At 73.0% G+C, this 23,017-nt stretch carries 24 protein-coding genes; 15 read left to right on the top strand and 9 right to left on the bottom strand.

Annotated features, from left to right (window positions below; translation table 11 throughout):
• Positions 1-5 precede the first annotated feature (5 nt).
• The 8 genes from ACZ3UD_RS11195 (at position 6) to ACZ3UD_RS11160 (ending at position 6,470) form a co-directional block, all read left to right on the top strand.
• Complete coding sequence (locus ACZ3UD_RS11195) at positions 6-815, top strand: maleate cis-trans isomerase family protein (RefSeq protein ID WP_465585206.1); 810 nt, start codon at positions 6-8, stop codon at positions 813-815.
• Positions 812-1,084, top strand: a complete 273-nt coding sequence (locus ACZ3UD_RS11190) for a DUF6253 family protein (RefSeq protein WP_465585205.1) — start codon at positions 812-814, stop codon at positions 1,082-1,084. Before ACZ3UD_RS11195 ends, ACZ3UD_RS11190 begins: the two co-directional genes overlap by 4 nt.
• A 598-nt stretch (positions 1,085-1,682) precedes the next feature.
• On the top strand, positions 1,683-2,381 hold the full coding sequence (locus tag ACZ3UD_RS11185) for a TetR family transcriptional regulator (RefSeq protein ID WP_465585203.1): 699 nt from the start codon (positions 1,683-1,685) through the stop codon (positions 2,379-2,381).
• 375 nt (positions 2,382-2,756) lie between these two features.
• Positions 2,757-3,977, top strand: coding sequence for an IS701 family transposase (locus ACZ3UD_RS11180; RefSeq protein WP_465585202.1), 1,221 nt, complete (start codon positions 2,757-2,759; stop codon positions 3,975-3,977).
• A gap of 295 nt (positions 3,978-4,272) precedes the next feature.
• Positions 4,273-4,761 carry a nucleoside deaminase gene (locus tag ACZ3UD_RS11175; RefSeq protein WP_465585200.1) on the top strand — a complete coding sequence of 163 codons (489 nt, stop codon included), beginning with the start codon at positions 4,273-4,275 and terminating at the stop codon, positions 4,759-4,761.
• On the top strand, positions 4,758-5,417 hold the full coding sequence (locus tag ACZ3UD_RS11170; RefSeq protein ID WP_465585199.1) for a DsbA family oxidoreductase: 660 nt from the start codon (positions 4,758-4,760) through the stop codon (positions 5,415-5,417). The genes ACZ3UD_RS11175 and ACZ3UD_RS11170 overlap by 4 nt, the downstream gene beginning before the upstream one ends.
• Before the next feature lie 284 nt (positions 5,418-5,701).
• Positions 5,702-6,022 carry a DMT family transporter gene (locus ACZ3UD_RS11165; protein ID WP_380611390.1) on the top strand — a complete coding sequence of 107 codons (321 nt, stop codon included), beginning with the start codon at positions 5,702-5,704 and terminating at the stop codon, positions 6,020-6,022.
• A gap of 46 nt (positions 6,023-6,068) precedes the next feature.
• The gene (locus ACZ3UD_RS11160) at positions 6,069-6,470 is read left to right on the top strand and encodes a DMT family transporter (protein ID WP_465585197.1); all 402 of its coding nucleotides are present in this window, start codon (positions 6,069-6,071) and stop codon (positions 6,468-6,470) included.
• Between the two features lie 335 nt (positions 6,471-6,805).
• On the opposite strand, the gene ACZ3UD_RS11155 is transcribed toward ACZ3UD_RS11160, so the two are convergent.
• Positions 6,806-7,681: a class I SAM-dependent methyltransferase gene (locus tag ACZ3UD_RS11155; protein WP_465585195.1), complete on the bottom strand. Its 876-nt coding sequence runs from the start codon at positions 7,679-7,681 to the stop codon at positions 6,806-6,808.
• 142 nt (positions 7,682-7,823) lie between these two features.
• On the opposite strand from ACZ3UD_RS11155, the gene ACZ3UD_RS11150 reads away from it, so the two are divergent.
• Positions 7,824-8,333: a DinB family protein gene (locus tag ACZ3UD_RS11150; RefSeq protein WP_465585193.1), complete on the top strand. Its 510-nt coding sequence runs from the start codon at positions 7,824-7,826 to the stop codon at positions 8,331-8,333.
• A 13-nt stretch (positions 8,334-8,346) separates the two neighbouring features.
• On the opposite strand, the gene ACZ3UD_RS11145 is transcribed toward ACZ3UD_RS11150, so the two are convergent.
• Both ACZ3UD_RS11145 and ACZ3UD_RS11140 read right to left on the bottom strand, forming a co-directional pair.
• Complete coding sequence (locus ACZ3UD_RS11145; RefSeq protein WP_465585192.1) at positions 8,347-8,850, bottom strand: ATP-binding protein; 504 nt, start codon at positions 8,848-8,850, stop codon at positions 8,347-8,349.
• 198 nt (positions 8,851-9,048) lie between these two features.
• Positions 9,049-10,692 carry a CehA/McbA family metallohydrolase gene (locus tag ACZ3UD_RS11140; protein ID WP_465585191.1) on the bottom strand — a complete coding sequence of 548 codons (1,644 nt, stop codon included), beginning with the start codon at positions 10,690-10,692 and terminating at the stop codon, positions 9,049-9,051.
• A gap of 207 nt (positions 10,693-10,899) precedes the next feature.
• On the opposite strand from ACZ3UD_RS11140, the gene ACZ3UD_RS11135 reads away from it, so the two are divergent.
• Entirely contained in the window at positions 10,900-11,817 is a 918-nt protein-coding gene (locus ACZ3UD_RS11135; protein WP_465585189.1) for a polysaccharide deacetylase family protein, read from the top strand.
• Positions 11,818-11,898: 81 nt separating this feature from the next.
• Here the strand turns inward: ACZ3UD_RS11135 and ACZ3UD_RS11130 are convergent, their stop codons facing one another.
• The 3 genes from ACZ3UD_RS11130 to ACZ3UD_RS11120 form a co-directional block, all read right to left on the bottom strand.
• Positions 11,899-12,282, bottom strand: a complete 384-nt coding sequence (locus ACZ3UD_RS11130; protein WP_465585188.1) for a barstar family protein — start codon at positions 12,280-12,282, stop codon at positions 11,899-11,901.
• Between the two features lie 46 nt (positions 12,283-12,328).
• A complete protein-coding gene (locus ACZ3UD_RS11125; RefSeq protein ID WP_465585186.1) occupies positions 12,329-12,982 on the bottom strand; it encodes a 4'-phosphopantetheinyl transferase family protein in 654 nt (217 codons plus the stop codon).
• Positions 12,983-13,139: 157 nt separating this feature from the next.
• Positions 13,140-13,328 carry a hypothetical protein gene (locus tag ACZ3UD_RS11120; RefSeq protein ID WP_465585185.1) on the bottom strand — a complete coding sequence of 63 codons (189 nt, stop codon included), beginning with the start codon at positions 13,326-13,328 and terminating at the stop codon, positions 13,140-13,142.
• Between the two features lie 540 nt (positions 13,329-13,868).
• Here ACZ3UD_RS11120 and ACZ3UD_RS11115 point away from each other — a divergent pair.
• From ACZ3UD_RS11115 to ACZ3UD_RS11095, 5 genes are all read left to right on the top strand, one after another.
• On the top strand, positions 13,869-14,366 hold the full coding sequence (locus ACZ3UD_RS11115; protein WP_465585183.1) for a flavoprotein: 498 nt from the start codon (positions 13,869-13,871) through the stop codon (positions 14,364-14,366).
• A 201-nt stretch (positions 14,367-14,567) separates the two neighbouring features.
• Positions 14,568-15,530: a DUF6528 family protein gene (locus ACZ3UD_RS11110; RefSeq protein ID WP_465585181.1), complete on the top strand. Its 963-nt coding sequence runs from the start codon at positions 14,568-14,570 to the stop codon at positions 15,528-15,530.
• Positions 15,531-15,795: 265 nt separating this feature from the next.
• A complete protein-coding gene (locus ACZ3UD_RS11105; protein WP_465585180.1) occupies positions 15,796-16,107 on the top strand; it encodes a hypothetical protein in 312 nt (103 codons plus the stop codon).
• Positions 16,104-16,658, top strand: coding sequence for an acyl-CoA thioesterase (locus tag ACZ3UD_RS11100; protein ID WP_465585178.1), 555 nt, complete (start codon positions 16,104-16,106; stop codon positions 16,656-16,658). Before ACZ3UD_RS11105 ends, ACZ3UD_RS11100 begins: the two co-directional genes overlap by 4 nt.
• A 332-nt stretch (positions 16,659-16,990) precedes the next feature.
• Positions 16,991-17,386 (top strand): DUF2267 domain-containing protein, encoded by a 396-nt coding sequence (locus ACZ3UD_RS11095; protein WP_465585176.1) that lies wholly within the window; start codon positions 16,991-16,993, stop codon positions 17,384-17,386.
• A gap of 204 nt (positions 17,387-17,590) precedes the next feature.
• On the opposite strand, the gene ACZ3UD_RS11090 is transcribed toward ACZ3UD_RS11095, so the two are convergent.
• From ACZ3UD_RS11090 to ACZ3UD_RS11080, 3 genes are all read right to left on the bottom strand, one after another.
• Positions 17,591-18,529 carry an ROK family protein gene (locus ACZ3UD_RS11090; protein WP_465585175.1) on the bottom strand — a complete coding sequence of 313 codons (939 nt, stop codon included), beginning with the start codon at positions 18,527-18,529 and terminating at the stop codon, positions 17,591-17,593.
• Between the two features lie 123 nt (positions 18,530-18,652).
• Positions 18,653-21,694, bottom strand: coding sequence for an alpha-mannosidase (locus ACZ3UD_RS11085; RefSeq protein ID WP_465585173.1), 3,042 nt, complete (start codon positions 21,692-21,694; stop codon positions 18,653-18,655).
• Positions 21,695-21,726: 32 nt separating this feature from the next.
• Positions 21,727-22,983, bottom strand: coding sequence for a glycoside hydrolase 5 family protein (locus tag ACZ3UD_RS11080; RefSeq protein ID WP_465585172.1), 1,257 nt, complete (start codon positions 22,981-22,983; stop codon positions 21,727-21,729).
• Positions 22,984-23,017: the final 34 nt, after the last annotated feature.

Raw genomic sequence — 23,017 nt, 5'->3', positions numbered from 1 at the left:
ACCTCATGACCAGTACGCCCTCGCCCGTCGACGGATGGGACGCCTCGACCCGCATCGGCGTCGTCGTGCCGCATGCGGATGTGGGCCCGGAGGCCGAACTGCAGGCCGTCGCCCCCGCCTCCGTGTCCATCCACGGCTCGCGCATCCACTTCGCCGCCATGCGCCCGGGCGGTGAGATGGACGAGAAGATCCCGCACGACCCGATCCTGGCCTTCGTCCAGGCCCCGTACCTGGACAACGCCGTGGAGCTGCTGGCGGCCTCACCGCTGCACGCGCTGACCCTCGGCTTCACCTCCTCCAGTTACGCCTTGAAGGCGCAGGGCGAGCGGGAGTTGTACGAGCGGCTGTTGCCCGTCACCCGGGGGCTGCCGATCACCGGCACGACCAGGGCCGCGCGCGCCGCGTTCGACGCGCTGGGCGCCCGCCGGATCGCGGTGGTCAACCCGCCGTGGTTCGACGACACCCTCTCGCGCCAGGGAGCCGACTACTTCGGTGAGTTCGGCTACGAGGTCGTCTACCACGGCCCCTGCGGCCTGCCCTCCAACCAGAAGGCCATCACGCCCGAGAACCTCTCGGCGTGGATCCGCACCACGGTGGCCGCCCACCGGCCGGAGGCCGTCCTCGTCGCCGGCAACGGCATCCGGGCGGTCGGCACCATCAAGGCCCTGGAGGACGAGCTCGGCTTCAACGTCGTCACCGCGAACCAGGTGATCCTCTGGCACGCCCTCCACCTCGCCGGTGCCGCGGCCACCGCCCGCGACATCACCGACTACGGGCACCTGTTCGCCACGACCCCGAAGGACGACCATTCGTGACCCTGTTGGACGCACACGGCTACGAGGCCGTCTTCGGGACCCCGGAGGGCGACACCTACCGCATCCCGCTGATCTGCTGGCGGGAGGACGGCGACCACATGTACGGCGTGATCCTGGTCAAGGGCCATCTGCGGCGGACGGACCAGCTGCGGAACTTCCTCCGGTACGACTGCCGGCGCAGTGCCTGTCGACACGAGGCCCCGCCCGCCTTCGATGCTCCGGCGGTGGACGGCCGGCCGGACGGCACGCACCTGTCGGCCCTGAGGTGACGCCCGCGCGCTCGTAAAGGCGCAGGCAAGTGCGGGTTGTCAAGCCCCTTGTGAAGCCCCCACGCTCATAACGGGATCCGGCGGCTCCCCCCCTTTCCCCGGCTGCCGGTATTCGACTCGCTCACCGCTATTCGGAATCCGTTCGACGGGTATTCGCCGTCGGTCCGAAAGGAAGACCCCGCCATGTGCCGGGGCGCCGCGCACCCGGCGCTTCGGCGGGTGGGTCGGATCCACCGCACCCCGGGGCGAGGCGAGGTGACGTCGCGCGATCAGTCCGGATGCGAACGACGTTCCCCGCCCCGGTCGGTGCGGTTCGGCATGACCGGCCCCACGCCCCGTGGGCCCACGTGCCCCGGTCCTCCGGCGCGCGACCGCACGGTCGGACTTCAGCGCGAGCGGAGACGGACACACCCGATGCCGGCCGGGCGAACGGGGATCCGACTACGCGTCAGGTCGCCGGCGGACCGGGGTATGCTTGCCGCGTCGTCGCGGGGCAGGTACACGAACCAGTCGGAGGGGCTATGCAACTCACAAGAAGTCCCCAGGACACCCAGCGGTCCGCGACCGCACCCGTCACGCGGTACCGGAGCGCGCCGCTGTGCTGAGGCAGGCGCGCGCGGAGCAGACCCGGGCCGCCCTGATCGACGCCGCGGCCGCACAGTTCGCCCGGCACGGTTACACCGGCGCCACTCTGGCGCGCATCAGCCAATCCGCCGGCGTCACCTCGGGGGCGTTGACCTTCCACTTCCTGACCAAGGAGGACCTGGCGCTCGCGGTCGTCGAGGCGGGTGCGTCAGCGGTCCGTTCGGCGCTGCACGAGGTGCAGCAGCTCACGACGCCGGGGCTGACCGCGGTCAGCCGGCTCACCCAGTCACTGGCCGCCTTCCTGAACCGGGACGTCCGGGCCCATGCGGCCATGCGACTCGCGTACGAGTGCCCCGGTTCCCAGCCGGCCTGGGAGGAGGCCTGGCGCCCCACCCTGCTGCACGCCCTCGATCTGGCCCGGGCCGGCGGCACCACCGACGCGGAGCTCGCCGACATCGAGCTGCTGGTCGCCTACCTGCTGGCCGGGGCCGAGGCGCGGCTGCGCTCCGGCCACCCGGTGCGGTCCGTGGAGCACGAGCTCGGCCAGCTGTGGCGGCGGGCCGCCGCGGGCTTCAGCGCCCGACCGGACCGCGAGCCCGATCCCCGGGAGCCCGATCCCCGGGAGCCCGATCCCCGCGAGCACGACCGGATGCCCGCGCCGCCCCTCTCGCACGGCGAATTCCGGGAGGGAACCGAGCGGAACGACGGGTGATCGAACGGCGCTCCGGTCGTCCGGCCGGGACGCGTCCCGTCGTGTGACCTTTGACGTCGACCCGCGCGCTCCCGTGCACCCGGCCCGCGCGCCCGGCCCGTGCGCGAATTCGAGCTCGACGACCACCGCTCGTGGGCGTTCCGGCGTTCCGGCGTTCAACGGAGGCCGAGTCGAAGTCGGAACTCCGTGATGTCACCCGTTGCGCGGCCCGGCCGCTCCCGTTCCCCGGAACCGACCCGGCGGGTTCACGCCATGGTTCATGTGGAGTTGGCGAAGTGGCGGCAGGAATCCCTTTCCCCAGAAAAAAATAGTACTCATTCTTTATCGTGGGTGCGTCTGTGTGAAGCCCGCAGTCGCAACACGGGAGGGGAAACTATGAGGGGATGGGACTCCGTCGCCCTGTTCACGGAGCAGCTCTTCGGACACCTGCGCCGGGCCGACCAGCGCAGGTGGGCTCACGCATATGTACAAGGCCTCCTCAGCACGCCCGGCAAGAAGTCCATCCGCCGACTCGCGGCCGTGGCGAGCGACTCCCCGACGGCATCGCAGGCTCTGCACCAGTTCATCAACGAGAGTCCCTGGGAGTGGGAGCCGGTGTGCGACCAGTTGCGCCAGTGGGCCGAGGGCCGTGTCCGGCCCCGGGCGTGGACGGCCGCCCCCGTCGTCCTGCCCAAGCGCGGTGAGAAGTCGTGCGGAGTGCACCGCCGATTCATCCCACACACCGGACGAACCGTCAACTGCCAGGTAGGAACGGCGGTGTTCATGTCGACCGACGCGGGCGAGTTTCCCGTCGGCTGGTGCCTGTTCCTGCCCGAGCCGTGGGCCCAGGGCCCACTGCGCGAGCGGGCCCGTGTCCCCCAGACGGCCACCGCTCCGACCGAGAGCCAACTCCTCAATGTGCTCGACGCGATGGTGCAGCGCTCGCAGCACGAACCCGTCCCGGTCGTCGTCGACCTCGACGGTTACATGGACTCGCGCCGGCTCCTCGACGGACTGATCAAGCGCCGGCTGGACTTCGTCGTGGCGATCCCCGGCGGCTTCCCGCTCGCCCAGCTCGAACCCCACGCCTCCGGTTCCCGCCGGCCGGTGACCGCGGCCGCCCGGGTGCTGAGCGACCGGAGCGCGGAGGTCCGTCCCGGCGGCGCGAGACCGGGGCGGGGGCCCGTTCGTGACGCTCTGGTCCAGATTCCCGGCGCTGTCGCGGCCGACCAACGGCCCCAGCCGTTCCGCCTGTTCGCCCAGCCCGACGGGCACCCGGCGGGGCCGGGACAGCTGTGGATCACCAACATGGCGCACCGGCCGGTCGACGAACTCCTGGAGTACGCGGAGCGGCACCCGGCGACCGGTGAGACCGTCGATCTGCTCCAACGGGGCTTCGGCCTACGGGACTTCGAGGGCCGCTCCTTTCCGGGCTGGCACCACCACATGGCACTGGTCTCGGCCGCCTTCACCTACAGCCGCCTGGCGGCCGACCCCGACCGGCAGACCGCCCGTCCCGGCCTCGGCGCGGGAGGCGACGGCCGGGCCAGGCCGCCGCTCGGGCCCCACGCGCTGTGGACGCAGGAGAAGGCCCCGAGTTATCCCGTCGCGGTCTGAGGCCGTCGTCCGGCCCCGGGGTGGCGGGCTTCGCGGTGGTGGGCTTCGCTGGTCGGTCGGTCCGGCGCTCTCGTGCCGGACCGTCACCCCGCACCCCGATGACCAGGCATCGGGCAATGTCCTGAGCAGTAGCGATTGACAGCAAGATGTATGTTCATGCAAGCTCTATCTGCTCGCTCAAGTCTCTTGCGGGCTCAAAGAACATGTACATACAAGCAACTACTGGGGACTCCATGCCTGATGTCACGGCGCCCACTGCCCACAGCCCGGCCGCGGTCTGAGCGGGGGAGCAGCGTTGCGTTATTCCGAGCTATCAGAGAGCGAGCTGACCGAGTACGCCCGTGAGGCGGTCCGGATCAGCCGCGAGCACGTCGCCAAGGGCGGCATCCCGTTCTCCGGCGTGGTGGTCAACCGCGGCCGGATCCTCGGCACCGGCGTCAACCGGGTGCGCGAGGACAACGACCCCACCGCGCACGCCGAGGTGACCGCACTGCGCGAGGCCGCCGCCAAGTACGGCCTGCACGCCACCGCCGGGGCGACCCTGATCGCCTCCGGCGAGCCGTGCGCCCTGTGCTACATGGCCTCGCTGTACTTCAACGTCACCCACATCGTCAACGTGGTCGACCGCAAGACGGCCGCGCGGTACGGCTTCGACTACACCAACTCGTACTCGATCTTCGCCGAGGATCCGGAGACCTGGCCGGTCAAGGTGACCTGGCTGCAGATCCCGGAAGGGACGAAGCCGTTCGAGGAGTTCCTCGCGATGGAACAGGGGCGGCCATGACCGAGACGGCAACCGGCAAAATCGGCGTCAGGGTCTGGTCGGACTACGTCTGTCCGTTCTGCATGCTCGCCGAGGGTCCGCTGCACGAGGCCACCCGCGACCTCGACGTCGAGATCGAGTGGATGCCGTTCGAACTGCGGCCCCACCCCACCCCGACGCTGCGCCCGGAGGACCCGTACCTGCCGGCGATCTGGGAGCGCGCGGTCTACCCGATGGCCCGACGGATGGGCGTGGACATCACCCTGCCCACGGTCTCCCCCCAGCCCTACACCCGGCTGGCCTTCGAGGGCTACCAGTACGCGGCCGAGCACGGCAGGGCCGCGGAGTACACCCCGCGCGTCCTGCGGGCCTTCTTCCAGGAGAACCGGGACATCGGCCGGACGGAGGTCCTCGCCGACATCGCGTCCGAACTCGGGCTGGACGGCGCCGACTTCACCGCGGCGCTGACCGCCGGCACCTACACCGCGGCCCACCAGGACGCGCTGCGGACCGCCGAGGCCTTCCGCATCTCCGTCGCTCCCACGATCATCATCGACGGGCGCCACCGCATCGAAGGCGTCCCCACCGTGGCCCAGATCCGCAAGGCCGTGCTCGACGCCCAGGCCGAACAGACGGCCGCCGGAGATGCTCCCGCCTGCGGAATCGACGGGTGCTGACCTGACCCGAGGGCCGGGCTTCCGCACCGACCGGCCGACGGAACGGCACTGACGCCGTTCGACCCGGCCGTGCCACAGCCGCGGGCGACGCCGGAGCGCGCCCGCCCGCCCGGCCGTGCCGACTGACCACGAGTCGGACGGCCCCCACCCCCTTCACCGCCGGACGACATCCCGGCGGAGCAGCGCTTCGTCGTTCCCGCCCCCGTTCCGCCGGTACAGCGGATTGCGGGACGGCGGACCGTCCCCCGTGCAACGCCGACCTTCAACGAACGAAAGGACCCCCCATGCAGTGGTTCTACCTCGCGATCGCGGACATCTTCGAGATCGCCGTCGCCATCGCGGCCGGTAAGGCCGAAGGCTTCAAGAACCGCCCCTGGACCGCCGCGACCCTGATCACCGGCGCCCTCGGCACCTACTTCCTCAGCAAGGCACTCCTCACCTTCGACGTGGGCGTCGGCTACGCCATCTGGACCTCCGTCGCCGGTATCGGCATCACCCTCCTCGGAGCACTGCTCTTCGGCCAGCGCCTGAACTGGCGCAAGGCCGTCGGCATCGCCGTCATCATCGCCGGCGTCGTCGGCCTCCAGCTCAGCGGCGCCGCCTGAGAATCCCGCCCCCACTCGACCCATCTCCTCGAAAGGACTCGCGCACATGTCCAACACCGGGCGCACCTCGGCCAATTCCTGGATCATGCTCCTCCTCGCCGGCGGCTTCGAAGTCGGCTACGCGCTCTCCGTCGGTGGCAGCCACGGCTTCACCCGCCTGACGTGGTCACTGGTCGCCGTCGTCTTCTTCCTGCTGACGCTCTGGGCGCTGAGCGCCGCGCTGCGCACCATCGACGTCAGCATCGGCTACGCCGTCTGGGCGGGAATCGGGTCGGTCGGCGCGGCACTGCTGGGCCCCGTCATCTTCGACGAGACCCTCACCGCGGTCCAGGCCGTGTGGCTGGCCGTCATCATCGCCGGAGTCGTCTGGCTCAAGCTCGCCGACCGGCCGGCGAAGACCGCGGAGGCCGCGGCCGTGCCGCGGGAGGCCCAGACCGCGGACGTCTGACGGGTGTCGCCCCGCTGCGGGAAGCCGCCGCCGTGCCGCTCCTGAGCCGCGCCGATCGGGCCGGGTCTTGGGCGGGCCGGGTCCCGGTCGGCTGGCCGCGGGGCGGCCGGGGCATCACGGCAGGGCCTCTCGGTGGCCCGGCGGGTTTCGAAGCCCGCCCGGGAAACCGGGAGGCCCTGCCCTGTGCCGTGGGGGGCGAAAGCCTCGAGGCCCGGGTCGGGCCCGTCCGTGAGTGGTGCGGACGGGCGCCTCTCGGGCACGCGGCGCCGCCCCGCGCGGCTGGACCACCCTGCGTGGCTGGACCGCGTTCCGGCCGGGGCGCCGTCCGGTACGGCTCAGGCGCGGTCGGCGGTGACGAGGTGGTAGTCGAGGAGGCCGTCGCGCCAGGCGGTGAGGAAGTGGCGGGTCCAGTGGCCGGGTGGGACGGTCTCGGCGAGGTAGCGGTCGAGGCCCGGCCAGACGTCCGGACCGATGGACTCGGTGGTGACGGTGGTGAAACCGGCCTCCGCCAGGTCGGTGACGAAGTCGTCGAGGGGGTGGGCGACGTCCAGGCCGTCGGCGAAGCTGGCGAGCAGGATCTTGAGGCGCTCGGCGACGTCGGCTCCCGGGGCGGTGAAGAAGGTGGTGACCACCAGTCGGCCGCCGGGGCGCAGGACGCGGGCGGCCTCGGCGGCGAAGCTCGGGAGTTCGCGGAAGTGCTGGGCGGCCTCGACGGAGTAGACGCCGTCCAAGGAGGCGTCGGGGAACGGGAGTTCGTCGGCCGAACCGAGGGTGTAGGCGAGCCGGTCGGGGTAGGTGGCCAGGGCCTTGGCGTTGACGGCGCGGGCGCGCTCGATCTGGTCCGGATGGATGTCCACACCCGTCACCGTCGCGAAGCGGAACTCCCGTAGCGCCAGCGCCGAGCCGAGCCCGCGCCCGCAGCCGACCTCCGCCAGCCGCAGCTGCCCGCGCGGATCCGGGAAGGCGCGCAGCACCCGCCGGTAGAGCTGCTCCTGGCTGCGCACCCGGTCATCGGGGGTGGGGGCGGTGAGGTCGATCCCCTGCCAGTCGCCGAAGTTGATGAAGCCACCGGCGAAGGAGGCGGCTTGGGACAGATCGTCGGTGCCGTACGTCCGGCGTACCGTCGGTGGGATGTGGTCGTGGTCCATGGGTCGCTGGGTCTCCTGCTCGATGGACGCCCGGCCGTCGGGCGCGCCGAGGTACGTACCCAAACCTGTGGCGGTGCGAACACGGTACGTGACGGTCGGAGTTCGGGTTCGGAGTTCGGTGGTCGGCCGGGTGGTCGATTCGCTACAGTCCGCCGGGATTCCACGGTGATCACCGGTGATCACCGACGAACAGGAGGGGCGACTGATGAACACCGACAACCGACCCGTACCGGCGCTGACCGGGGGCGAGCGCGAGATGCTGCGCGGCTTCCTGGACTTCCACCGGGCGACCCTCGCCATGAAGTGCGAGGGCCTCACCGACGAACAGCTGCGGCAGCGGTCCAGCCCGCCGTCCACGCTGAGCCTGCTCGGGCTGGTCCGCCACCTGGCCGAGGTCGAGCGGACCTGGTTCCGCAAGGTGATCAACGGCGAGGACATCCCGCTGGTCTGGTCCGAGGACGGCGACTACCAGGTGGCCTACGACGCCACCGATGCCACCCGTGCCGAGGCCTTCGCCGCCTGGCAGGCCGAGGTCGAGCACTCCCGCCGCATCGAACTCGCCGCCCCCTCCCTCGATGTCACCGGCTACCAGCCCCGCTGGGAGGCCGAGGTGTCGCTGCGCCTGGTGATGCTCCACCTCATCCACGAGTACGCCCGCCACAACGGGCACGCCGACTTCCTGCGCGAGGCCATCGACGGCGTGGTCGGCGCGTAGCCGCCGGCCCGTCCTACCAGCCGAGGAGGTGGGTGCGGGCGGTGAGGACGGTGAGGAGGGATTTGGCGGTGGTTTCGGGGGTGAGGTCGGAGATGTCGAGGATGTGGCGGCTGGTGGGGGCGTCGGGGGCGGGCGGGGTGGTGGTGAGGACGACGTAGTGGAGGGCGGCGCCGGTGGTGCGGCTCTCGCGGCGGAAGGTGGCGAGGGTGGGCGGGGTGGCCGGGCACTCGACGATGACCTGGTAGCCGCCGGTGGCGTAGGCGAAGGCGGCCTGGGCAGCGGCCGCGAGGGCGGTGGTGTTCTGGCGCTCGGCCCCGGGGAGGTCGGGCGGGATCCGGCCGTTGCGGATGACCCGCAGGAAGTCGTCCGTCCGCAGGTGGACGCTCGGGTGCAGCTCCTGTGCGAGCAGCCCCGCGACCGGGCTGTCCCCGGCCCCGGTCGGGTCGACGAGGACCAGGACGCCCCCGGCGCCACGGCCGCCCCCGAGTTCCGGCCCACCTACGGTCGTACGGTTCACAGCTGCTGATCCCTTCGCGGGCCGGGGACGGACGGGTAGCCGGGGCGAGGCGGTCGGAGTGCGAAGGCGCCGGTCGGCCCGGATGCGGACAGCCGATCGCCTCGTCCCTACGACTGATGCGTTTCGGGGATCAACCTAGTCCAAACGGGTGCCCCGAGTCGTCCCCCTCCCGGTCCGCGGGCGGGTCGCCGGAGGTGGTCAGTGCTCGTCGACCCGCAGCACGATCGGGTTGGTGAGGGCCGCCATCGGACCCCAGGGCAGATCCTCGCCCATCGAGTTGCCCTTGCCCGGGGTGCCGTCCGCCTTCGGGTGGCGCACCTCGGCGCGGACGTAGGCGGCCAGCGAGGCGGTGGTGCGCCAGTCCACCGTGCCGGAGCCGTCGGCGGGCAGCGACTCCTGGTGCATCTGCCCCTCGTCGGTGAGGAAGCGGACCGTACCACCGGGCACCCCGGAGACGGTGAGCCGGACGTCGAGCGGGGCGTCGGCCGGGACGGTCAGCTCCTCGCCGATGCCGGCCTGGCGGCCGTTCCCGGTGACGGTGAAGTCCAGCCGGACGGTGGCGGACTCGGCGAGCCAGCTGCGCCCGGCGCGCAGGCCGTCGAGGACGGCGTCCCGGGTGAGGTCCTCGGCGAGGACGACGTTGTGCGGGAGGCCGATCACCTGGGGGTCGCTGTGCGCGTCGCTGTTGCCCATCGCGGGCAGCCAGGAGCGGCCGCCGCGCAGGGCGACGGCGAGCTGGGAGTCCCAGGTGTCCACGGCCGACTCGTCGTCGTACGTCCAGGGCCCGTTCCACACCTCGACGGCGTCGGCCTGCTCGTAGCCGAACTTCCACTGGCAGGCGACGTACGGGCAGTACGGGTGCGCGGGCACCACCAGGCCGCCGCAGCGGTGGACCTGGCGGACGAAGCGCGGGTACTCCTCGTCGCGGGAGCGGTAGCGCCAGTCGACGAACCGGCCGGCCTCCAGGCCGAGGGCCAACCAGTGGCCGTTGCGGGTGGTGATCTCCTCGCCCGGCAGGATCAGCAGGTCCGGGCCGGCCAGCGGGCCCCAAACGGCGTGCGAGGAGCTGGTGTTGTGGTCGGTGGAGACGATGAAGTCCAGACCGGCCGCGCGGGCCCCGGCCGCCACCTCCCAGGGTAGGCGCCGCCCGTCGGAGTGGACGGTGTGCAGGTGGCAGTCGCCCCGGTACCAGGCGCGGCCGCGGCCGCGGGCCCGCTCCGGCGGGTAGTGCGGGGTGAACTCCGCTCCGGGTGTGCCGAACCGGAGGGTGACCTGGACGTGGTAGTCCAGGCCCTGGGGGGCCACCTGGTACGGGCCCAAGGCGATGTGCCAGGTGCCCGGGTTGACCGGACCGGGGAGGTAGCCGGGGGTGGCGGTGTCGCGGGCGATCGCGAACTCGGTGCGGAAACCGCCGGACCAGCCGCGGAAGCCGTCCCCGCCGAGGTCGGTGCCGCGCTCGTCGAAGATGCCGATGTCGCAGGAGTTGCCGGGGGTGCCGGCCGGGACCTGCGGCTTGTCGTAGTTGTAGGAGACGGCGATCTCGCGGACGCCGTCGGGGACTTCGACCGGGAGGTAGACGAAGTCGGGGGAGCCGGTGGGGAGGTGGCCGGTGAGGGTGACGGTCCGGTCTGCCTGGTCTGCCTGGTCTGCCTGGTGCGGGGCTGCGGCCGCCGGGCCGGTGGCGGCGGCGAGGCCGAGGGCGGTAGCGGCGCCGGTGGCGAGGCCGGTGCGGAGCAGGGCGCGGCGGGCGGGGTGTGCCGGGCGGGCCGGGTGGGCGGGTTGTGCGGGTTCCTCGTGTTCTTCGTATTCGTCGTGGCGCGGGGCGGTGGGGTCGGCGGGCATCGGGGCCTCCGGGCTGGGGCGGGCGGGTCCGTTGGTTCGCCTACCCCGGGGAGTGAACCGGGGATGAGGCGGGGCCCACCGGGGTGGGGCGGGTCGGTGAAGGGGTTCCGGGCGGAGGCGGGGGAGAGTTGGGGAGAGTGACGATTGGTCGGTGCATGGTCGTGAGACCGGTTGGTATGGCAGGTGGCGATGGGTCGGGAGGCCGGTGTGGCACTGAGTCGGCGGGCGCTGCTGGCGGCGGCGGTGGCCGGTGGCACGCTGACGGGGTGCCGGACCAGGCGGGCGGCCGAGGGGCCGGCCTCGCCGACAGTCTCCGCTGCGGGCACGCCGACCGCGACGCCGAGCGCCGCGCCGTTCGGGACACCGCCCGCGACCCCGTCCGCCGTGCCCCCGTCCACCGTGCCCCCGGCGGCGTCCCGGGAGCCGACCCGGGCGGAGACGGTTCAGCGGTACGGCGGCACGGCCCCGCGCGACTGGGGCCCGGAGGTCGCCGGGGTGATCACCGAGCTGCCCGAGGGCGAGTCGGCGATGGCGCTGACCTTCGACGCCTGTGGTGGCCCCGGCGGGAACGGCTACGACGCCGAGCTGATCGGCTTCCTGCGCGGGCGCGGCGTCCCGGCCACGCTCTTCCTGAACGCCCGCTGGATCGACGCCAACCCGGATGTGTTCGAGCAGCTCGCCGCCGATCCGCTGTTCGAGATCGGCAACCACGGCACGATCCACCGTCCGCTCTCGGTGACCGGCCGGTCCGCCTACGGCATCGCCGGGACGGGTGACGTCGGCGAGGCGTACGACGAGGTGACGGGCAACGCCCACAAGCTGACCGAGTTGCTCGGGCACCCGCCCCGGTTCTTCCGCTCCGGCACCGCGCACTACGACGACGTCGCCACCCGGGTGGTCGCCGACCTGGGCGAACGCGTCGCGGGTTTCACCGTGAACGGGGACGGCGGGGCCACGCTCAGCGCCGCCGAGGTGCGGCGGGAGGTGGCGTCGGCCCCGCCCGGGGCGATCGTCATCGGGCACATGAACCACCCGGGCGGCGGCACCGCCCCCGGGGTGGCGGCGGCGGTGCCGGGGCTGCTGGGGGCGGGGCGGCGGTTCGTCCGGCTGTCCGACGTGATGTGAGGCCGCCGCACGGGGCGAGCCGGCCGGACGCGCGGTGGTCGGACACACGGTGGTCGGACACGCGGTGGCCGGGGGCGGGGCCTACGCCAGGCGGAGGCCGTCCGGGTGCTCCTCCTCGATGATCCGGACCAGCCAGTCGAAGACCGTCGGCCCCTTGCCCGCCCGGGCGGCGGCCAGTTCGGCGGAGACGTGCTCGCGGTTGGCGGGGTGGCAGCGGGTGAGCCGCAGCTCCAACTGGCGGACCGTCTCCGGGTAGCCGAGGTTGCGGCGGGACACCTCGTGGTCGCGCCACTCGATGGCGTAGTCGCCGTCCTCGGGCGTGCCGTAGCCGCCGCGCAGGCAGTCGGCGAAGGCGTCGAGGTTGCGGCCGAAGTAGCCGTCCGCGCCCATCACCTGCCCGACCACGTCCCAGAAGCCGTCCAGGTCGCGGATCCTGCTGCCGTCGATCACGTAGGTCACCGTCACGCGGTCGAGGATATGCCCGGGAGGCGAACGGATCGGCGACGGGCGGTTACGGCTCGACGGCGATCGCGGTGGCGAGCAGCCCGTCGCACACCGCCCAGCGGCCGTCGAAGCCCTCGATCCGGCGGCCGCCGACCACCGGGCCGGGGACGAGCAGCCGGGCGGAGAAGGTGCCGTCGGAGGAGAGGTCGAGCTCGGCCTCGTGGAAGTCCAGCCAGAGCCCGGTCAACGGGAACCAGGCCTTGTAGACCGACTCCTTGGCGCTGAACAGGATCCGGTCCCACGGGGTGTCCGGGTGCTCGGCGGCGAGCTTGGCCAGCCGCTGCTGTTCGACGGGCAGGGCGACGGCGTCGAGCACGCCCTCCGGGAGCGGCAGCGCGGGCTCGGCGTCGATGCCGACGGAGGCGAGGGCGCCGGCCCGGGCCACGGCGGCCGCGCGGAAGCCGTCGCAGTGGGTGAGGCTGCCGATCACGTCGTCTGGCCAGCTCGGGGCTCCGCGCAGGCCCGGGACGAGCGGGCGGTACGGGACGCCCAGGCGGGCCAGGGCGGCGCGGGCGCAGTGGCGGACGGTGGTGAACTCGCGTCGGCGCTTGTCGACGGCCTTGGCGACCACCGCCTCCTCGGCCGGCTCCAGCCTGGCCTCCGGCGGGTCGTCGTAGGCCACCTCGGTCACCACGACGTCCGGCAGCAGGTCCCCGATCACGTGTTCCCCCCTCGGTCGGCCGCGCGGACGGGTGCCGCGCGGGACGAGCGTAACCCGGGCGGGCGGCTCAGGTCGGGTGATCCCGTCGATCTTCATCGACCGGGGCCGCCTGCCTCGCGCGGCGCTCGGTCGACCGTCCGGTGACCTGCCGTCAGAGCTACTGGCCGAGCAGCCGGGCGAAGTCCAGTCCGAGGCTGCCGAGCACGGGCAGCGCGCCGAGGTCGGTCACGCCGCCGACCGGGATGCTGTAGCCCTGGTTCACCTCGCGGGGCGCGGCGGCCGAGGGCGCGGCGATCGCCGGGGTCAGGGCGGCGCCGAGGAGCAGGGTGGCGAGTGCGGTGCGCATGTGGCGGGCCTCCGGGCGGGCGGGGATGACGGTCTGCCAACACCCTCGGCGGCGGAGCGGTCACGTACCTTCGCCCCTTCGGCCGTATTGGCAAAGCTCCTTGACGTGTGTCCATGACAGCACCGTAAAGGTCTGGACCATGCCGAGGTGGAGCACATGCGTTCCCCGCGTGCTCGCAGGGGCGGGGACGCCGGTCGTGCACAACTACGGCCGCGGCGGCGCGGGGGTGACGCTCGGCTGGGGGTGCGCGGACGACGCCGCGGAGCTGGCCTCGACGGCCGTGGGCTGAGGCGGGCGCGGGGGCACCGGGGCTGTCCCTGATTCACCGGCTGACGCGGGGGCGTTGGGGGGTCGCCGTGGAGCCCTTCGGGAAGGTCGGTGCATGCGGACCTGCCGGTGGCGAAGCAGTGAGTGACGGCGGCGGGATCAACGATCCGGTGCGGGTGTGGCTAGCGTGTGGGGTCTCCGTGTCCGGCGCGATGGTGGTGATCGCGTTGTGGGGGACGGTGATCCGTGGATGGCGAGAGGGGAGTTCGGAACATGCCCGACGTGAAGAAGCCGATGCTGTACGTCGTCGTGTGTGCGGCGGGAGTCGCTGACGGGGTAGGGGAGTTGATCTCTGCGGCGCAGGGGCGAGGGTGGGACGTGGGGGTGGTGGCGACTCCTCTGGCGATGGGGTTCATGGACACCGACGCCGTCGAGGCGCAGACGGGGTACGTGATCCGCTCGGCCTGGCGCAAACCCGGGGACGACCGGCCGTTGCCGGACGCCGACGCCATTGTCGTCGCTCCGGCGACCTTCAACACGATCAACAAGTGGGCCGCCGGCATCGCCGACACGCTGGCGCTCGGCATCCTCTGTGAAGCCTACGGGCGGGGCACGCTGACGGCTGCCCAGCCGCGGGTCAATGAGGCGCTGGCGAAGCATCCCGCGTACGTGGAGAGCCTGGCCCGGCTCCGGGGGATGGGGGTGCGTTTCGTGGACGACGCTCCCGGGGCGTACGGCTGGACACGGGTGCTGGACCTGCTCGACGGCTGACAGGGTGGCTGGTCCGGCGTCGGGATCCTGGCAGGCTGAGGGGTGGCCCGCCGACCGGCGGGAGGTGGCCCCGGGCGGGCCACCACCTCGCCGATCGCCCGGGTGGCGGACCGGGTCTCCGGGCGAATCTGACGGTCCGTTCGGAGGATGCGTGCGGCCGGGCTGCCGCGCGGTGCGCCGTGAACCGCCCACCGTTGAGGCGTGCTGAGGAGAACCCTGTCGGTCCTGGGCCTTGCCCTGCTGCTCTGCGCGCCCGCGAGCCGCGCGTACGCCGGGTCGTCGCAGGGGGAGGTGGTCGCCGTGGACCAGGCGTCCCGCCGCGTCCTCGTCCTGCGGGGAGCCGAGGAACTGGCGGACTACCGGGGACCCGACCGGTCGCCCGTGGTGTGGTCCTGGGGCGCGGACCGGGCGGACGACCTCGGTGACCTCGATCCCGCGCACAGCTGGACCAACCCGGACGAGGCGAAGGGCCGGATCCTGGACGGCCGCCGCTACCTGCTGACCACCGCCTCCGGCGGGCTCGCCGCAGTGGTGGATACCGCCACCGGAGGCAGCCGCTGGGCGGCGGACCTGGGCGGGGACGCCAATCCGCACAGCATCGAGCTGCTTCCGGACGGCAACGTCGCGGTCGTCGCGAGCGGCGGCGGGTGGGTGCGGCTGTACGCGGCCTCGCAGGGTCCCCGGACCGCCACCCACGCGGCCTTCCCCCTCCCGGGCGCGCACGGGGTGCTCTGGGACGGGCGGACCGGCCTGCTCTGGGTGCTCGGTGACGACCGGCTGACCGCGCTGAGGGTCGGCGGCACCGCGGCCGAGCCCGCCCTGACCGCCGTCCGGAGCGCCCCGCTGCCCGACCAGGGCGGCCACGACCTCTCACCCGTGCGAGGTGAGCCCGGCCGGTTCTGGGTGAGCACGCTGAACGGCCTCTGGCGGTACGACCCCGCCGCCGATCGGTTCACCCCCGTCCATCTGGCCGATCCCGCCGCCGAGCGGGAGGTCAAGAGCATCGGCGACGACCCCCGCACCGGCCGGCTGCTCACGGTGGCGCCGGACCACAGCGGCCCGTGCGACTGGTGCACCTCGGTGATTCGGCTGGACCGCCCGGAGGGGACGTGGGCGCTGGGCGGTACGCGGCTGTACAAGGCGCGCTGGTGGGAGTCGCAATAGCAGATGAGTGGCGGACAGTAGTTGATCTTGCTCGGCGGGTCGGCGATACCACCCGTTCTGCTTACCGCGTTCGGCTGATGGGGCATATTGTGTACCCCCGCAAACTACTCCAATAGAAGTCAGTTTCCCGTCGCGGTCCGAAAACCATCTGCGGACCCGCGCCGACTGGGATAGCGTCGAAGGCGTCGGGGGGTCGACACCGATCCGGTGTATTCGAACGCTAGTTACCGGGCCGTAACGGCTCGAATTGGTCCTGGAGAAAAGTATGCGAAATTCCACTAAGGAAAGCCGGTCGGACGTTATCGACGATCTGCAGCTCGCGGTCGACTCGCTGGCCGAATTCCCGGCCAGGAACGCGGCCGGCGCGGCCGATGTCACCGAGCGGCTCGCGGCCGTCGCCGAACTCTGTCGTTCGGTCGACGCGGTGCTCGACAGCCTGGTCGTCCAGGCGGCCGCCGAGGCTGCCGAGGAGGGGTGGACCGCGGCCCGGATGGCGGCCGAACACTCCGGCTACTACGCCAGGTTGCGGCGCGCACTGCTCCCCGCCGGGGCCGCGGCCGGGCTGACGCAGCAGTGAGCACGGTGTACGCCCGCGCGCACGTGCTGTCCTGCCCCACCCGGTGGAGCGACGTCGACGAGAACGGGCACATCAACAACGCCCGGCTGGTCGGCTACATCCAGGAGGGGATTTACGACCTGTTCTGCCACCACGCGACGGCCGTCCGGGAATCGCTTTTCCCTTCCGGATTCATTATCGCGCGGCACGAGATCGATTACCTGGAACAGCTCCACCACGGGCCCGAGCCATTGTCGGTGCGGCTGACCGTGGAACGGCTCGGGCGGAGTTCCGCCCAGGTCGAGGTGAATGTCTGCCGCGAGCCGCTCACCTTTATGCGGGCGCGGACCGTGGTGGTCGCGCGGGACCGGGAATCCGGCCGTTCGCGCAAACTCAGCGAGAACGAGCGCCGCTTTCTGTCGGCGTATATGACGGACACGGCGCGCGGCGACGCCCTGGCCGTGGCCGGCCAGCCGACGGTGCCGGGCCCGCGACTGGCGGCCCGGTCCGGTAGCGGCGGGGTCGGCTCCCCGCGCAGTGCGCGCAGACGGTGTCGGGCCTCGGCGGGCTGACCGCCGCCGCTCGAATCCGTGCGTTCCCGTGAGTTCCCGTGCCGGTGACGGCGCGGGCCGGCGGCGTGATCGACAACGGCGTCGATCCGTCCGTCCGGCACGAGGTCGGCGTCCATATGTCCGTCCGTCCGGCGCCGGCGTCCGCGTCAAGGTTCCGTTCGGGAACGGAGCTCCCGCCCGAATCCGCGGGCATCGGCCCGGCCCGACCGCAGTACGCTGAGCAGCACGGGAACCGGCACGTCCCCCGGCGGTCACGGGCTGAGATGAGGCAGGCCCCTTGGGACCATCGGCCGCCGGTCCGGCCGGATCCCGCCGACCGGATGGAGGACACGATGACCATCTCCTGGGAGGACTTCCTCGCCCGCGTCGTCGAGCGCGGTGAGTACCGGGGCGAAGCGGAGGCTGACCATGCCGCCCGGGTCGTGCTCGGTCTGCTCGGCGAGCACCTGGTGGGCGGCGAACGTCTCGCACTGGCCGACGCGCTGCCCGTGACGTACGCCCCGCTGCTGCGCGACGCGCAGCCGGCTGCCGAGCCGCTGACCGCCGAGCGCTTCGTGGACGCCGTGGGCGGCTGGATCGACGGGGCGACGCCGGCCACCGCGCAGTGGGACATCGGGGCGGTGCTCAGCACCGTGGCGGACCTGGTCCCGGGGGAGCAGATCGACCGGGTGATCGAGCAGCTCCCCGTGGGCTACGACCTGCTCTTCGGCCACCCCTTGCGGGCCTGAGGGCCTCCTTCGCCGGCGCGGGAGGCCGACCGGCCCGTGGCGGCCCGGAACAGCTCCGAGCCGGGGCCGAACGCCTCGCCCGGTGCCGGTGAGCGCGGGGATGGTCGTGGTGGAGCCCCAGGCGTAGCGGCGGACCGGGTTGTCGAGCAGGGTGTAGGGCGGTACGGCGCGGGTCTCCCAACGGGGCGTGGTGCCGGCGGGCGGTCAGCGGCAGAGCGCGGCCGCGCCGATCAGCCCGGCGTCGGTGCCGAGTTCGGCGCGCCGCACGTCCAGGCCGCGGATGTAGGAGAGAGCGGCGTAGCGGTCCAGGTGGCGGGCGAGCGGGGTGAACAGCACCTCCCCCGCGGTGGCGACGCCGCCGCCGACCACCACCCGGTCGAGGTCGACCAGGGCGGCCGTGGCGGCGATCCCGGCGGCCAGTGCCTGGGCGGCGCGGTCGAAGGAGGCGAGCGCGATCGGGTCGCCGGCCGTGGCCGAGGCGGCGACGGCCCGGGCCGTCCGGTCCTCGGTGCCCGGAAGGCCCCGCCAGCCGTCGGCGAGGGCCCGGCGGGCGATCGCGGTGCCGCTGGCGAGTCCCTCCAGGCAGCCGCGCGAGCCGCACGGGCAGGGCTCGCCGTCCAGGTCGACGCTGATGTGGCCGAGGTGCCCGGCGTTGCCGCTGGGGCCGGGCCGGACGGCGCCGTCGAGTACCAGCCCGGCGCCGACGCCCGTCGAGACCACCAGGCAGAGCGCGTTGGCGGCGCCCCGGGCCGCGCCCTGCCAGTGCTCGGCGGCGGCCATCGCGACGCCGTCCCCGGCCAGGCGGACGGGCAGCGTCCGGGCGGCCACCGCCGGGTGCGCGGCGACCTCGGCGACCAGTGGGAAGGCGCGCCAGCCGGGGATATTGACCGGGCTGACGGTGCCGTCGGCGAGGTCGATCGGGCCGGCGCTGCCGATCCCGACGGCCGTCACGGCGGCCCAGTCGGCCGTACCGGCCAGCTGGTCCAGCACCTTGTGCACGACGGCGAGCACGGCCGGGCCCGGCTCCCGCGCCGGGGTGGGCAACTGGAGCCGGTGCCGCAGCCGTCCGTCGCCGTCGACCAGCGCGCCGGCGATCTTGGTGCCGCCGATGTCCACGGCGGCGAAGAGGGGGGTGAGCGGCACGGTGGGCTCCAGGGGGTGGGAGGGGCGGCGCCTCCCGGCCGCGGGGGCCGGGGCGCCGCACAGCGTACGCGGATCAGCCGCTCAGCCGGTCAGTAGGCCGTGCTGAGCCGCAGTACGACCGGTTCAGCCCGCGATGCTGAGCCGCAGCGTGACGAGTTCGAACGGCCGCAGTGCCAGCCGCACCCCGCCGTCCTCCACCGCGACCTCGCCACGGGTGCCGTCCCAGGGCCGCTCCAGCAGGTCGCAGGGGATGGCGCCGGCCAGCGGGAAGGAGGTGGTGAGCCGGCCCCGGGAGCGGCCGCCGCCCGCCTCGTAGACCCGGACGATCAGGTCCCCGCTGCGGTCGTCGGCGAGCTTGACCGCGCTGACCACCAGGGCGTCGTTGTCCAGCTCGACCAGCGGCGCGACGTGCTCGGCGCTGCCGGTGACCCGCCGCTCGGGCAGGCCGATCCGGTAGCCCTCGCGGACGGCGTCGGCGATCGCCGCGCCGGGGACCAGGGCGTGCCGGAAGCGGTGCGGGCCCTGGTCGGTCTTCGGGTCGGGAAAGCGCGGGGCGCGCAGCAGCGAGAAGCGGACCGTGGTGGTGGTGCCGCCGTCGCCGCCGCGAACGGTGCGGGTGACGTCGTGGCCGTAGGTGGAGGCGGTCACCAGGGCGACGCCCCAGCCGGGCTCGTCCAGGTGGACGAAGCGGTGGTTGCAGGCCTCGAACTTGGCGGCGTCCCAGCTGGTGTTGGTGTGGGTGGGCCGGTAGAGGTGGCCGAACTGGGTCTCGGCGGCGTAGCGCTCGGTGTGGATGTCCAGTGGGAACGCGGCCTTGAGGAACTTCTCGGTCTCGTGCCAGTCGACCTCGGTGTCGATGTCGAGCCGCTGCTCGCCGGCCCGCAGGGTGAGGGTCTGGACAACGGTGGAGGAGCCGAAGGAGCGCGCGATCCGGACCGAGGCCTGGCTGCCGGTGGCCGAGGCGGTGAGCGAGTCCACGCCGGTCAGGTCGGTGACGGTGTTGCGGTAGAACTGGTCGACGTCCCAGGCGTCCCACATGTTGGGGAAGTCCGGGTGCAGCTGGAGCAGGTTGGCGCGGCTGCCGGGCGCGACGCTCTCCCGGCCGCTCGCCGTCTCGATCACCGAACCGATCAGGCCGTCGGCGTCGACCACGACCTCCAGCAGGCCGTTGCGCAGCGTGAAGCCGCCCCCGTCGCGCGGGGCCACCGAGCAGGCCGTACCGTCCTGGACGGCAACCGCCGCCCCACCCGCCGGCACGGCCGAGCGCGCGTGCGGCGCCGCGTTGAACACCAGCTCGCGCCCGCCCGAGGCGGCCCCGGCCAGGGCCTGCTGGGCCGCTTCGATCAGCGCCTCCAGCTCCCCCGCCAGCGCCGCGTACGTCGCCTCGGCCTCGCGGTGCACCCAGGCGATCGAGGAGCCGGGCAGGATGTCGTGGAACTGGTGCAGCAGGACGGTCTTCCAGATCCGGTCCAGCTGCTCGTACGGGTACTCGGCGCCGGTGCGCAACGCGGCGGTGGCGCACCAGAGTTCGGCCTCGCGCAGCAGGTTCTCGCTGCGCCGGTTGCCCTGCTTGGTCTTCGCCTGGCTGGTCAGGGTGGCCCGGTGCAGCTCCAGGTAGAGTTCGCCGACCCAGACCGGCGGGTTCGGGTACTCGGCCTCGGCCTTGGCGAAGAACTCGGCGGGCTTCTCCCAGCGGACGGTGGCCGAGCCCTCAAGGCTCCTCATCCTGGCCGCCTTGGCGACCATCTCGCGGGTCGTCCCGCCGCCGCCGTCGCCCCAGCCGGTCGGGGCGAGCGAGTGCCGGGCCACCCCCTTGTCCTTGAAGTTCCGTGCCGCGTGGGCGATTTCGCTGCCCTTCATGGAGCAGTTGTAGGTGTCCACGGGCGGGAAGTGGGTGAAGATCCGGGTCCCGTCGATGCCCTCCCAGAGGAAGGTGTGGTGCGGGAACCTGTTGACCTGGCTCCACGAGATCTTCTGGGTCAGCAGCCACTTGGAGCCCGCGTTGCGGATGATCTGCGGCAGGCCGCCGGTGAAGCCGAAGGTGTCCGGCAGCCACGCCTCGTGGTTCTCGACCCCGAACTCCTCCAGGAAGAACCGCTTGCCGTGGACGAACTGGCGGGCCATCGCCTCTCCGCTCGGCATGTTGGTGTCGGACTCCACCCACATGCCGCCGGCCGGGACGAACCGCCCCTCGGCCACCGCCTTGCGGACCCGCGCGTACACCTCGGGGCGGTGCTCCTTGATCCAGGCGTACTGCTGCGCCTGGGACATGGTGTAGAGGAAGTCCGGCTCGTCCTCCAGCAGGGCGGTCATGTTGGCGGTGGTGCGGGCCACCTTGCGGACGGTCTCGCGCAGCGGCCAGAGCCAGGCGGAGTCGATGTGGGCGTGGCCGATCGCGCTGATCCGGTGCGCGGACGGCGCGGCGGGCGCGGCCAGGACGGCCGTCAGCTCTGAACGGGCTTCGGCAGCAGTGCCGTTGACGTCCTGCAGGTCGATCGCGTCGAGGCAGCGCTCGACCGCGCGCAGGACCTCCCAGCGGCGGGCGCTGTCCACCGGCAGCTCGGCCATCAGCTCGCCGAGCACCTCCAGGTCCAGCGACAGCTGCCAGACCGTGTCGTCGAAGACCGCCAGGTCCATCCGGGCCAGCTTGTACTGCGGCTGGTCGCCCGCCGTCTCCTTGTCGCCCAACTCGGTGGGCAGGAAGGGGTGGTAGTCCAGGATCACCGGATTGGCGGCCGCCTCGACGTGCAGCAGCACCTGCTCGCCGCCGGCCGCCGGGGCGGCGATCCGCACCCACTGGTTGCGTGGATTGAGGCCCTTCACCGGGCTGCCGTCCGGGCGGTAGACCAGGCCCTCGCACTGGAAGCCGGGCATGTTGGCGTCGAATCCGAGGTCGATCAGTGCCTCGACCGTCCGCCCGGCCCAGGCCTCGGGGACGGTGCCGGTCACGGTCAGCCAGCTGGTCCCCCAGGGCGCGCCCCAGGCGTCGCCGACCGCGATCGGGGTGCGCGGCGCGGCCAGGCCCTCGGCGACCGGGACGGGCTCGCCGGGAGCGGTCCAGATGCCGACCTCCAGCGGGACGGACTCGGGGTGGACCGCCGGGAGGACGCGCTCCTCCAGGACGCGCTTGAGGCGGGACTCGACCAGGGTGCGGTCATCGTGCATGTCGGCAGGCTCCGTTGCGTGCTGGGGGACAGTTACAGGGACCGTACGTCGTCGGGGTGGACCACCTCGGTGATGCCGCGCGCGGCCAGGTGCGCCTGGTCCCCGGCGCGCTCGGCGAGCACGGCGGTCGGGCGGGCGCCCGCCTCGGCGAGGCGCATGAACGCCTCGTACACCGGGCCGCCGGGGCCGCAGACCGAGCGGCGGGGGGAGGTGACCTCGTCGCCGGCGGCCACCACCACGGCGATGCTGCGGGGCTTGGGCGGCTGCCAGGAGCGGCCGGCCTCGGCGGCGGCCTCGGCGAGCCGGGCGCCGGCCGGCTTGACCCGCCGGTCTGTGGTCAACAGGCCGAGGCTGTACTCGAGTTCGGGGAAGTCGGCGAGCGATCGGTGCACGTCGTGCGAGCACCACCAGGTGACGCCCCACAGGTCCGGGCAGTCCAGCACGGCCTCGACGGTCGCGCCGGTGAACCGGGCCGCGTCCTCGGCGCCGATGTGCGGGGCGGGCGCGCCGACCTCCTGCAGCCAGACCGGGCGGGCCGGGTCGTCCGCCCAGGCCTTGGACAGCTCCACCAGGTAGGCGGCGTGCTCGGCGGTGGCGGTGGACTGGGCGCCGTAGCGCTGGGCGGTGCCGTTGAACACCCAGGAGTGCACGGCGGTGGCGGCGCCCAGCCGGGCCGAGTGCCAGGGGGTGAACGGGTGCCCGTCCAGGTACCAGGCGGCGTCGTAGGAGGCGTGCAGGTGCAGCCGCCCGGGCGCGCCCTGCTCGCAGGCGGCGAGCATCCGGCGCAGCCAGGCCTCGGCCTCGGCGGGGGTGACCCGGTCCGGGTCGGGGTGCGGGGCGCCGGAGAACTGGTTGATCTCGTTGCCGAGCGTCATCCCGAGGAAGTTGGGCCGCTCGCGCAGCGCCTCGGCCAGGGTGCGCAGATAGGCGGCCTGGCCGTCGAGGACCTCGGGGTCGGTGAAGATGTTCCGCCGGTGCCACGTCCGGGTCCAGGAGGGCAGGAAGTCGAAGCTCGACAGGTGGCCCTGCAGACCGTCCACCGCGACGTCCAGGCCGCGCTCGCCGGCCGCGTCCACCAGGGCGGTCAGCTGCTCGACGGCGCGCGGGCGGATCAGGGTGCGGTTGGGCTGGAACAGCGGCCAGAGCGGGAAGACCCGGACGTGGTCCAGACCGAGGGCGGCGATGGAGTCGAAGTCGGCGCGCACGGCGTCGAGGTCGAAGTCGAGCCAGTGGTGGAACCAGCCGGCGCTGGGGGTGTAGTTGACGCCGAAGCGCGGAGGGGTGGTCACGTAGGGCTTCCTCAACTCGGTTGGGGCGTAGTGG

It is taken from the genome of Kitasatospora sp. NPDC023118 (genome assembly GCF_055560875.1).
This window is presented reverse-complemented; position numbering and strand designations above follow the sequence as displayed.